The sequence below is a fragment of the Pseudorhodoplanes sp. genome (assembly GCF_035565855.1).
Taxonomy (GTDB): domain Bacteria; phylum Pseudomonadota; class Alphaproteobacteria; order Rhizobiales; family Xanthobacteraceae; genus Pseudorhodoplanes.
The window spans coordinates 1-10,718 of sequence record NZ_DATMRX010000172.1 but is presented as its reverse complement, the minus strand read 5'-3'; the positions used below and the strand labels follow the sequence as shown (position 1 = coordinate 10,718).

Here is a 10,718-nt window from a genome sequence, read left to right as displayed (position 1 = left end):
AAGCCGACGGTGATGCGTCCGCCCTGCAGCCAGTAGCGGAACATCTCCGGCACCGACACCGTGGTCAGCGCGGTCTCGCACAATTCACCGTCGCCGATGGAAAGCGGCAGCACGCTTGGCTTGGTCGCGAGCGTGCCGGACTCGTAGATCAGCGTGATGTCCGGAGCATGGGTGAGGCGCGCGAGGTTGGACGCCGCCGAGGGCATGCCGATGCCGACGAAGGTCACGTCGTCATTCTTCAGTGCGCGCGCCGCGGCGATGGTCATCATCTCATTCGGCTTGTAATTCATCGCAATCACTCCGCCGCCGTGCGCAGGCCTTCAACATGGCGCGCGAAATCTTCGGGGCCCTTGTTCAGCACATTCTCCTTCATCCAGGCGAGGAAGGTGTCGCGATCGCGCGCGATGCCATCCCATTCCTTGTAGAAGGCGTTGAAGCGCTTGTAATAGCCCTGCGCATAGGAGGGGAATGCGCCGCCCGGCACCACCGAGATCGCACCGACGGTCCAGCTCGGAAGGATGACCGCATTCAGGTTTCGTGGTCCGAAGTCGTCGACCACCTCTTCCACCGTCACGATCGACTTCTTCGCCGCGAGCACTGCTTCCTTCTGCACGCCGAGAATGCCTTCAAGCAGGACATTGCCTTCCTTGTCGGCGCGCAAGGCGTGGATCACCGCAACATCCGGCCGATGGGAGGGCACGGTGGCCAGCCGTTCGCCCGTATAAGGGCACTCCATGAACTTGATCTGCGGATTCACCTTCGGCAGGTCGGTGCCGATGTAACCGCGGAACACCGCGAAGGGCAGACCGGCGGCGCCGGCCGCATAGGCATTGGCCATCGCGGCGTGTGAATGTTCGACGATCTCGATCTTGTTGGGCCAGCCGTTCTCGACCGCATCACGGAGCCGGTGCAACGAGCCGACGCCCGGATTGCCGCCCCATGAAAAGATAATCTTGTCGGCGCAGCCCATGCCGATCATCTGATCGTAGATCAGATCCGGGGTCATGCGCAGAAGCGTCAGGTGCTTCTTGCCTTGACGAATGATTTCGTGCCCCACGGCATGGGGGATCAGATGGGTGAAGCCTTCCATCGAAACTGTATCGCCATCCTTGATGGTCGATGACACGGCTTCTTGCAGAGACATAACACGCGACATATCGAACGATTCCTCGTGCGCGGCAGGCCACGCAACCTTTCATTTTTCAATTTACGGAGCGCGTTTCGGGGGGTCAAATGCCAAGGAATGCGTCCGAAGTCCAATGTTTTAGAGACACATCTGACATGACCCTGATCTCGTCCGAACCGATCCTGCGCGTGAATGCCGAACTCGCCGACATCCTGCAATTCGGCCCCACCCCGATTGGGGAGCGCCGCGTCATCAACATCCTTGGCGGCACCGTGACCGGCAAGGTCACCGGCCAGATTCTGCCGGGCGGCGCGGACTGGCAGTTCATCCGCGCCGACGGTGCCGCCCATGTGGAGGCCCGCTACACGATCCGCAGCGACAGCGGGGCCCTGATCCTGGTGTCCAGCGAGGGCATTCGCCACGGACCGCCCGAGGTCCTGGCGCGCCTTCTCACCGGCGAGGCGGTCGACCCGTCGCTGTATTATTTTAGGACCTGCATGCGGTTCGAGACCGGAGACCGGGAGCTCGACTGGCTGAACCGGGTGATCGCCATCGCCCGTGGGCAGCGGGACAAAAACGCGGTGAAACTCGACGTTTACGAAGTGCTTTGATTCCATCGCTGCCGCCGGCGGGCCGGGGTCGCGTTGGGCAGGAAAGCCCATCAAAACGCGCTGTTTTGATCCATACCTGCAAGGATGGGGATTGACCCCGGCCGGGTTTTCGGGAATTTGTTGTCAACGACAACAATTTAGACCAAGGCCGGACAGGCCGTCTCGGGGACCGATGCCAAGGACCAAGCTCGACATTCCGAACCTGCCCGCTTCCGTCACCGCCGAGCGCGATGGCGAGATCGGGTTCCTGCGCCTGTCGCGTCCGGAAAAGCGAAACGCGCTCAACGACACGCTGGTTTTGGGCATCGAGGCCTATTTCAACGGCCTGCCGTCCGACATCCGCGCCGTCGTGCTGTCCGGCGATGGCGACCATTTCTCCGCCGGCCTCGACCTTTCGGAACTCACCGTCCGCGGCACGGTCGAGTCTGTGCATCACTCCCGCAACTGGCACCGGGTGTTCGATCAATTCGAATTCGGCAAGGTGCCGGTGATCGCTGTGCTGCACGGTGCAGTGGTGGGCGGCGGCCTCGAACTGGCATCGGCCTGCCACGTGCGGGTGGCGGAAAAGTCCACATATTACGCGCTGCCGGAGGGCGTGCGCGGCATTTACGTCGGCGGCGGCGGTTCGGTCCGGATCCCGCGGCTGATCGGCGCGTCCCGCATGATGGACATGATGCTCACCGGCCGCACCTACGGCGCCGAAGAGGGGCTGGCGATGGGCCTGTCCCACTATCTGGTCGATAACGGTACGGGCCTCGACAAGGGAATCGAGCTCGCGAAACGGGTCGCAGCCAACACCCCGATGACGAATTACGCGGTGATGCATGCCTTGCCGCGAATTGCGGACATCGACCGCCCGGGTGGTTATATGATGGAAGCGCTGATGGCTGCGATTTCCTCCGGCAGCGAGGAAGCGCAGGCGCGGCTGAAGGACTTTCTGGAGAAACGGGCGCCGAAGGCTCTGCACAAGGGCTCATAAAAGAAGCGCCGCGCAGGGCAGGAATAGATGTGATGGCGCAAGCGTCCCAGGCTCAGCATTCCGCAGCGCCGGCTCCGGTGCGGCCGGTCAAGCTCGAAAAGCCGGACATCGATATCGAGCGGCGCCCGGACGGCACCTTGCTGATCCGCTCGCGCTATCCGCTTGACGACTATCCGCCGCGGATCACCGACCGCCTGGTCTATTGGGCTGAGCATGCTCCCGACCGCACCTTCATGGCGGGGCGCGATGCGAATGGAGAATGGCGTCACATTACCTACGCGCAGGCGCTGCAATATGCCAAATGCATCGGGCAGGCGTTGCTGTCGCGCGACCTGTCGGCGGAGCGCCCGGTTGCAATCCTGTCCGGCAACGATCTCGAACACGCGATGCTGGCGCTCGGATGCCTCTATGTCGGCATCCCCTATGCGCCGATCTCGCCGGCCTATTCGCTGATCTCGTCCGATTTCGGCAAGCTGCGCTACATTTTCGAGTTGCTCACGCCCGGCCTGGTGTTCGCCTGCGACGGCCAGCAATATGCCAAGGCGATTGAGGCCATCGTGCCGGAGAACATCGAACTCGTTGTCACCCGCAATCCGGTCGCGGGACGCAAATCAATGTCCTTCGACGATCTCGCCGCGACCGTCCCGACCGATGCGGTCGAGGACGCTCACGACAAGGTTGGGCCGGACACCATCGCGAAATTCCTGTTCACGTCCGGTTCGACCGGGATGCCGAAGGCGGTGATCAACACGCAGCGCATGTGGTGTTCGAACCAGATCATGGTGCGCTCGGCGCTGCAATATCTGCAGGACGAGCCGCCGACGATCCTCGACTGGGCACCGTGGCATCACACGGCCGGCGGCAATCATGACGTTGGCCTCGTGCTCTATAATGGCGGCACCTTCTACATCGACGAAGGCAAGCCGCTGCCGGGCCTGATCGAGCATACCGTACGCAACCTGAAGGACGTTGCGCCGACCTGGTATTTCAACGTGCCGAAAGGCTTCGAGGCGCTGCTGCCGTTCTTCCGCACGGACGAACAGCTTCGCCGCAACTTTTTCAGCCGGCTGAAAGTGCTGTGGTACGCAGGCGCGGCCATCGCCCAGCACGTCTACGACGAATATCAGCAGCTTGCGGTGCAGACGTCGGGCGAGCGTGTTCTCTTCCTGACCGGTCTCGGCTCGACCGAGACGGCGCCTTTCGCGATGAGCCGAATGTGGGAGAGCGCGCAGGGCGTCAATATGGGCCTGCCGGCGCGCGGCTCGATCCTGAAACTCGTTCCGTCCGGCGACAAGCTGGAAGCGCGCTTCAAGGGCCCGCACATCACGCCAGGCTATTGGCGCCAGCCGGACCTCACTGAAAAGGCTTTCGACGAAGAGGGCTTTTACAAGATCGGCGATGCGCTGAAATTCGAGGACGAGAACAACCCGATCCAGGGACTCCTGTTCGACGGCCGCATTGCCGAGGACTTCAAGCTCGGCACCGGCACATGGGTGAGCGTCGGCCCGCTGCGCGCGGCCTTCATCTCGCATTTCGCGCCGTATGTGCGCGACGTGGTGATCGGCGGCGCCGATCGCGACTATATCGGCGTTTTGGTGATCCCGGACGTGGATGCGCTGCGCGGGTTCGCGGGCGATCTGCCGAAGGATGCGCCTGCCGCCGATGTGCTCGAGCATCCCGGTGTGAAAGCCAAATTCCGCGAACTCCTCACCAGTTTCGCGAAAGCCTCGACCGGCTCATCCAATCGCGTCTTGCGCGCGGTGCTGCTGGCGGAGCCGCCATCCCTCGATGTCGGTGAAATCACCGACAAGGGCTCGATCAATCAGCGTGCGGTCTTGAGCCATCGCAAGGCGCTGGTGGACGAGATGTATTCCGATCCGCCGTCTTCGCGGGTCATCACCATCGACAAAAAGGCCTGACATGTCCGCAAAAACGCCTGGCATCGGCGCAACCTTCACCGACGCGTGGCTTGTCGAAGGCGTTCGCACGCCATTCGCCGATTACAACGGCGCCCTCGCCGCGATCTCGCCGACCGATCTCGGCATCAAGGTGGGCCGCGAGGTGCTCAAGCGCGCCGGCGCCAAGGGCGAAGACATCGACACGGTCATCACCGGCAACATGGCGCAGGCGAGCTTCGACGTTTTCTGTCTGCCGCGCCACGTCGCTCTCTACTCGGGCGCGCCGATCGACACACCGGCGCACCATGTTCAGCGCGTCTGCGGTACCGGCATCGAGGTGCTGTCGCAGGGCGCCGACTCGGTCTCGCTGGGCCGCGCCGATCTCGCGCTTTGCGTCGGCACCGAATCGATGAGCCGCAATCCGGTTGCTTCCTACACCGCGCGTGGCGGGTTCCGGCTGGGGCAGGTCGAGTTCAAGGATTTTCTCTGGGAGGCGTTGCTCGATCCCGCTGCGAAGGTGACGATGGGCGACACCGCGGAAAATCTCGCGCGGCAATATCAGATCACCCGCCAGGAAGTGGACGAATTTGCCTCGCGCTCCTTCGACCGCGCGCTTGCCGCGCAGAAGGACGGTTTCCTCGATGGCGAGATCGTTCCCGTCACGACCGAGACCTTCGAACTTGAAGGCTATGAGCCGCGCGGCATCAAGCTGTCGCGCAAGGCGCCCGAAGTGAAGGCCGACACCCATATCCGGCCATCCCCCGTCGACGCCTTGTCGAAAATCCCGCCGGCCTTTGGCGGCGTCCAGACCGGCGGCAATTCCTCGGCGATCGTCGATGGCGCCGCGGCCGCACTGGTCGCGAACTCGGCCTATCTGAAGAAGAACGGCAAGAAGCCGCTCGCTCGCATTGTCGCATCGGCCGCCGTCGGCGTGCCGCCCGAGGTGATGGGCATCGGGCCGGTCCCGGCGATCAAGGCGGTGCTGGAACGCGCCGGGCTCAAGCTCTCCGACATCGATCGCATCGAAATCAATGAGGCGTTCGGGGCGCAGGTGATGGCTTGCGCGCGCGAACTTGGAATCGATGAGGACAAGCTCAACGTCAATGGCGGCGCCATCGCGATCGGCCACCCGCTCGGGGCGACCGGCATCCGCATCACCACGACGTTGGCGCGCGAACTCAAGCGCAAGGGCCTTCGCTACGGCATCTCGTCGGCCTGCATCGGCGGCGGTCAGGGCATCGCGATGCTGATCGAGAATCCGGACGCGGCAAAGAACTAATGTTTTCCGTTCGTCCCCGCGCCAGCGGGGACCCAGCACGACAGAAGACTGGATTCCCGCTTTCGCGGGAATGAGCGGAGGAGAGAGCGAGGCAAACGCATGGACATCAAGGGACAGGTCGCCATCATCACCGGCGGCGCTTCGGGACTGGGCGCCGCGACCGCGCAGGCTTTCGCCAATGCCGGCGCGAAGATCGCCCTGCTCGACGTCAATCTCGCCGCCGCGCAACAGACCGCGGACAAACTCGGCGCCATCGCGGTGAAATGCGATGTCACCGACGAGCAAAGCGCGACCGACGCGCTCTCCGAGGTGCAGAAGAAATACGGCGTCGGCCGCGTGCTGGTAAATTGCGCCGGCGTCGGTCCGCCCAAGCGGATCGTCGGGCGCGACGGCCCGATGCCGCTCGCCGACTACAAAAAGGTGATCGAGATCAACCTGATCGGCACCTTCAACATGATGCGGCTGTTCGCGGCGGCGCTGTCGAAGGCCGAGCCGCTCGACGGCGGCGAGCGCGGGGTCATCATCTCGACCGCCTCGGTCGCGGCATTCGAGGGGCAGATCGGGCAAGCGGCCTATTCGTCCTCGAAAGGCGGCGTTGTGGCGCTGACCATGCCGGCGGCGCGCGAATTCGCCCAGTTCGGCATCCGCGTGATGACCATCGCACCCGGCATCTTCCATACGCCGATGCTCGCGGCGCTCCCCGAAGAGGCGCAGAAGAGCCTCGGCGCGTCCGTCCCCTTCCCGCCGCGGCTCGGCCGGCCCGAGGAATATGCCGACCTCGCTTTGTTCATTGTGCGCAACGGCTACATGAACGGCGAAACCATCCGCATCGACGGTGCGCTACGGATGGCGCCGCGCTGACCGGTTTGGTAAGCGAGGCGCGAATACAAACTCCGCTTTTTCCGCGGAAGCGGGACTCCAGCACGTTCCGGTCTGGAACCCGCTTTCGCCGGGACGAGCGGCCTTGATGTCCGGATAAAAGAGAATGCTGAGCAACAGCCGTAGCGTCAGGATCGAGTGGGGCGATTGCGATCCCGCCGGAATCATCTTCTATCCGCGCTATTTCGCGATGTTCGACCACTCCGTCACGATGCTGATCACGGCGGCCTCGGGCGTCAGCAAGGCGGAGTTGCTGAAACGGTACGATTTCGACGGCTATCCTCTGGTCGCGACCCAGGCCAAGTTCATCGTGCCGACCCGCTTCGGCGACGATGTGGTCATTCAATCGACCTTTACGCGCGTCGGCCGATCGAGCTTCGAGATCAAGCACCAGATCCGCAAGAATAACGTGGTCGCGGTCGAGGGGCAGGAAACGCGCGCCTGGGTCAAGCGCGACCCGAATGACCGAACGAAGATCAAATCGCATCCACTTCCGGAAGAGCTGGCCGCGCGTTTCCGCGGTGAATTCTGACGTCGGCCGGGCTCAAGACCCGAGCACCGTCGAAATCTTCCGAAGCGTCTTGATGAACTGAGCGCGCTCGCGCGGTCCGACGATCATGTCGAGTTCGCTTTCGTGACGTTTGGCGCATTCGTGCATGGCGCGCATCGTCTTGCGGCCCGCGTCGGTGAGTGAAAGCTGATACGAGCGCCGGTCGCTGCTGGTCCGAACCCGACTGATCAGGCCGCGCTTCACCAGGCTTTCTAGGACCGGCGTGAGGGTGGATTTATCGCTGCCGATCGCGCGCGCCAGCGCTGTCTGGCTGATGCCGGGGTTGCGATCGATCAGAATCAATGCGGCGAAGCGGCCGGGACTGAGACCGACCGATTGAGCGTGCCGCGCGAAGGACTGAAACGAAGCGATCTGCGCCATGCGCAGATGAAAGCCGATCCAGTCGTCGAACGGACCGAAATCGAGGGAGTCGTCCGCTCCATTCCGGGACGTAGTGCTGTTCTCAGTGTTACGCAGGGTGACCGTGTCGCGCGCCACCGCGTTCCCCCCATCAATGGGTCAAAAGACCGGCCGGAAAATTGTTTTATATCCAACTATTCTCGCCTACAATGTCGGAAAAGCCCTTCGCAGATGCGAAGGGCTCGGGCGAATACGCTCAAGTCGCCGATCAAGGGAGAGAAAATCCAGAATGACTCGTACTTCAATCACTTGCTCAATCGCCGCTGCGGCCGCTCTCGCGCTCGTCCAGCCTGCCCATGCGCAGGACAAGACGTTCGAATTGAAGCTTGCCCACTGGGTGCCGCCGACCCACCCCCTGCAGAAGGCCCTTGAGGACTGGGGGTCCTCGGTCGAAAAGGCGTCGGGCGGAACGCTCAAGTTCAAGGTTTACCCGTCCCAGCAGCTCGGCAAGGCCTTCGACCATTACGACATGGCGCGCGACGGCATCGCCGATCTCACCTACATCAATCCGGGCTATCAGCCGGGCCGGTTCCCGATCATCGGCGCCGGCGAATTGCCGTTCCTCGTCACCAATGCCAAGGGCGGTTCGCAGGCGCTCGATGCCTGGTACCGCAAATACGCGGCGAAGGAGATGAAGGACGTCAAGTTCTGCCTCGCCTTCTTCCCCGATCCCGGCTCCTTCCACTCCGTGAAGAAGAAGATCACTGTGCCCGGCGACGTCAAAGGCATGAAGATCCGTCCGGCGCATGCGACGATGGCGCAGTTCGTGTCGCTGCTCGGCGGCTCGAACGTGCAGTCGAGCGCCCCGGAAGTCCGCGACATCCTCGAGAAGGGCGTGGCGGAAGCGGTGACCTTCCCGTGGGGTTCCGTGCCGCTGTTCGGCATCGACAAGGTCACGAAATATCACATCGATGCGCCGCTCTATGCGACGACCTTCGCCTTCGTGTTCAGCCCGACGACCTACAACCAGCTCTCGGCGGCGCAGAAGAAGGTCATCGACGACCATTGCACCAACGAGTGGGCCCTGCGCGTCGCAACGCCGTGGGCAGATTATGAACATGCCGGTATCGACAAGCTGAAGGCGGCTGGCCACGAAGTCTACCCGCTGACCCCGGACCAGCTCGCGGAGTGGAAGAAGGCCGCCGAGCCGCTGCAGAAGCAGTGGGCAGACAATGTGAAAAAGGCCGGCAACGACCCGGACGCCGTCATGAAAGAGCTGAAGGACTCGCTTGCGAAGTTCAACTCGGCCTATTGATCGCGCCCGAAAGGCAGGCTGAAATGCACGTTGACGGCGGGGGAAAGGTTTCTCCCGCCGTCATGCCAAAAAGACCAAGAAATTTACGCGCTGTTTATGCGGCGCCGCGGGGTGGGGGATGAGCAGAGCAACACGATGGATGGACGGATTCATCGATTCGATCGAATGGATCGCCGCATTCTTCATCGGTCTCGTGGCCTTCGACGTCTTCGTGTCGGTGCTGCTGCGCTACTTTTTCGGTTACACCATTCCGGACGCCTATGACTTCGGCCAGCTCCTGCTCGGCATCCTGATCTTCTGGGGCATCGCCGCGACGAGCTATCGCGGTACGCACATCACCGTCGACCTGCTTTGGGCCAACGCCAGCAAATACTGGCAGCGCGTCATCGACGTATTCGCCACGCTGGTCCTGCTGTTCGTCGTCACGGTGCAGACCTACACCCTGTTCGACAAGGTCTCGACCACCTATTCGGCCAACGTCCAGACCTTCGACATGCGCATCCCGGTCTGGCCGTTCTTCGCCATCGCCTGGATCGGCGACGTCGCCGCGGTGCTGCTGATCGCGGTTCGCACCTATCGGCTGATTTTTCATCCCGAGTTGATAACGCCGGTCGACGAAGCGTCGAAATCGGGCGAGTGAGAGAGTTCCGATGTCTACCGATGCAGTCGCCGTAATCGGGTTCGTCTCGCTCTTCACGCTGATGCTGTTGCGCGTGCCGATCGGCATGGCGCTCGGCCTCGTGGGTGTCACAGGTTTCGGCTATCTCACCTCGATGACGCCGGCCTTGAAGATCGTCGGTCACACCACGATGCGGACGGTGACCGACTTCAATTATGCCGTCGTGCCGCTGTTCCTGCTGATGGGCTCCTTTGCCACCAGTTCGGGCATGAGCCGCGAACTGTTCCGCGCCGCCAACGCCTTCATCGGGCATCTGCGCGGCGGGCTCGGCATCGCGACCATTCTGGCTTGCGGCGGGTTCGCCGCGATCTGCGGCTCATCGGTCGCGACGGCGGCGACGTTCTCGCGCGTCGCCTATCCGGAGATGCGCCGCTTCAATTATCCGGAGAGCTTCTCGGCCGGCGTCATCGCCGCCGGCGGCACGCTCGGGATCATGATCCCGCCGTCCACGGTGCTCGCGATCTACGGCATCATCACCGAGCAGGATATCGGCAAATTGTTCATCGCCGGCGTCATCCCCGGCATTCTCGCGGTGTTCATGTATGCCGCGACGGTCTCGATCATCGGCTGGGCCCGGCCGGGTTTTCTGCCGTCCGGTCCGAAGGCGAACTGGAGCGAGCGCATCGATGCGCTGAAGCACGTGTGGGCAACGCTCCTTCTGTTCGGGTTCGTGATCGGCGGCCTCTATGGCGGCATCTTCACCGCGACCGAGGCGGCGGGCGCAGGCGCGGGCGGCGCCTATATCATCGGACTGGCGCGCCGGCGGCTGTCCTGGAAGCAGACGCTGCAATGCCTCCTGGAAACCACTCGCACCACCGCGGCCGTGTTCACCATCCTGATCGGCGCTTTGCTGTTCGGCTATTTCCTGACCATCACCCAGACCCCCCAGAAAGTGACCGCTTTCCTGACCGGGCTCGGCATCGGCAATTACGGCGTGCTGACGCTGATCCTGATCATGTATCTCCTGCTGGGCTGCCTGATGGATGCGCTGGCGATCGTGATCCTCACGGTTCCGATCATCTTCCCGCTGATCAAGCAGATG

At 62.9% G+C, this 10,718-nt stretch carries 12 protein-coding genes; 9 read left to right on the top strand and 3 right to left on the bottom strand.

The window, feature by feature from the left end; translation table 11 throughout:
• A partial coding sequence (locus VN004_RS09455; protein WP_325609288.1) for a CoA-transferase occupies positions 1–290 on the bottom strand: 290 nt, incomplete at its 3' end.
• A gap of 5 nt (positions 291–295) precedes the next feature.
• The gene (locus VN004_RS09450) at positions 296–1,156 is read right to left on the bottom strand and encodes a CoA transferase subunit A (RefSeq protein ID WP_325609286.1); all 861 of its coding nucleotides are present in this window, start codon (positions 1,154–1,156) and stop codon (positions 296–298) included.
• Positions 1,157–1,281: 125 nt separating this feature from the next.
• Here VN004_RS09450 and VN004_RS09445 point away from each other — a divergent pair, with 125 nt between their 5' ends.
• The 6 genes from VN004_RS09445 (at position 1,282) to VN004_RS09420 (ending at position 7,304) form a co-directional block, all read left to right on the top strand.
• Positions 1,282–1,737 carry a DUF3237 domain-containing protein gene (locus tag VN004_RS09445; RefSeq protein ID WP_325609284.1) on the top strand — a complete coding sequence of 152 codons (456 nt, stop codon included), beginning with the start codon at positions 1,282–1,284 and terminating at the stop codon, positions 1,735–1,737.
• Positions 1,738–1,909: 172 nt separating this feature from the next.
• Positions 1,910–2,716 (top strand): crotonase/enoyl-CoA hydratase family protein, encoded by an 807-nt coding sequence (locus tag VN004_RS09440; protein WP_325609282.1) that lies wholly within the window; start codon positions 1,910–1,912, stop codon positions 2,714–2,716.
• Positions 2,717–2,748: 32 nt separating this feature from the next.
• Complete coding sequence (locus VN004_RS09435) at positions 2,749–4,635, top strand: feruloyl-CoA synthase (protein WP_325609280.1); 1,887 nt, start codon at positions 2,749–2,751, stop codon at positions 4,633–4,635.
• Position 4,636: 1 nt separating this feature from the next.
• The gene (locus tag VN004_RS09430; protein ID WP_325609278.1) at positions 4,637–5,893 is read left to right on the top strand and encodes a thiolase family protein; all 1,257 of its coding nucleotides are present in this window, start codon (positions 4,637–4,639) and stop codon (positions 5,891–5,893) included.
• 99 nt (positions 5,894–5,992) lie between these two features.
• Positions 5,993–6,754 carry an SDR family NAD(P)-dependent oxidoreductase gene (locus VN004_RS09425; protein WP_325609276.1) on the top strand — a complete coding sequence of 254 codons (762 nt, stop codon included), beginning with the start codon at positions 5,993–5,995 and terminating at the stop codon, positions 6,752–6,754.
• A 124-nt stretch (positions 6,755–6,878) separates the two neighbouring features.
• Positions 6,879–7,304 carry a thioesterase family protein gene (locus VN004_RS09420; protein WP_325609274.1) on the top strand — a complete coding sequence of 142 codons (426 nt, stop codon included), beginning with the start codon at positions 6,879–6,881 and terminating at the stop codon, positions 7,302–7,304.
• A gap of 12 nt (positions 7,305–7,316) precedes the next feature.
• Here VN004_RS09420 and VN004_RS09415 read toward each other — a convergent pair whose 3' ends face one another.
• Positions 7,317–7,820, bottom strand: a complete 504-nt coding sequence (locus VN004_RS09415; RefSeq protein ID WP_325609272.1) for a MarR family transcriptional regulator — start codon at positions 7,818–7,820, stop codon at positions 7,317–7,319.
• A 151-nt stretch (positions 7,821–7,971) separates the two neighbouring features.
• On the opposite strand from VN004_RS09415, the gene VN004_RS09410 reads away from it, so the two are divergent.
• From VN004_RS09410 to VN004_RS09400, 3 genes are all read left to right on the top strand, one after another.
• A complete protein-coding gene (locus VN004_RS09410) occupies positions 7,972–8,997 on the top strand; it encodes a TRAP transporter substrate-binding protein (RefSeq protein ID WP_325609270.1) in 1,026 nt (341 codons plus the stop codon).
• Positions 8,998–9,115: 118 nt separating this feature from the next.
• A complete protein-coding gene (locus VN004_RS09405; RefSeq protein WP_325609268.1) occupies positions 9,116–9,637 on the top strand; it encodes a TRAP transporter small permease in 522 nt (173 codons plus the stop codon).
• 10 nt (positions 9,638–9,647) lie between these two features.
• On the top strand, positions 9,648–10,718 hold a 1,071-nt coding region (locus VN004_RS09400; protein WP_325609266.1), incomplete at its 3' end, for a TRAP transporter permease.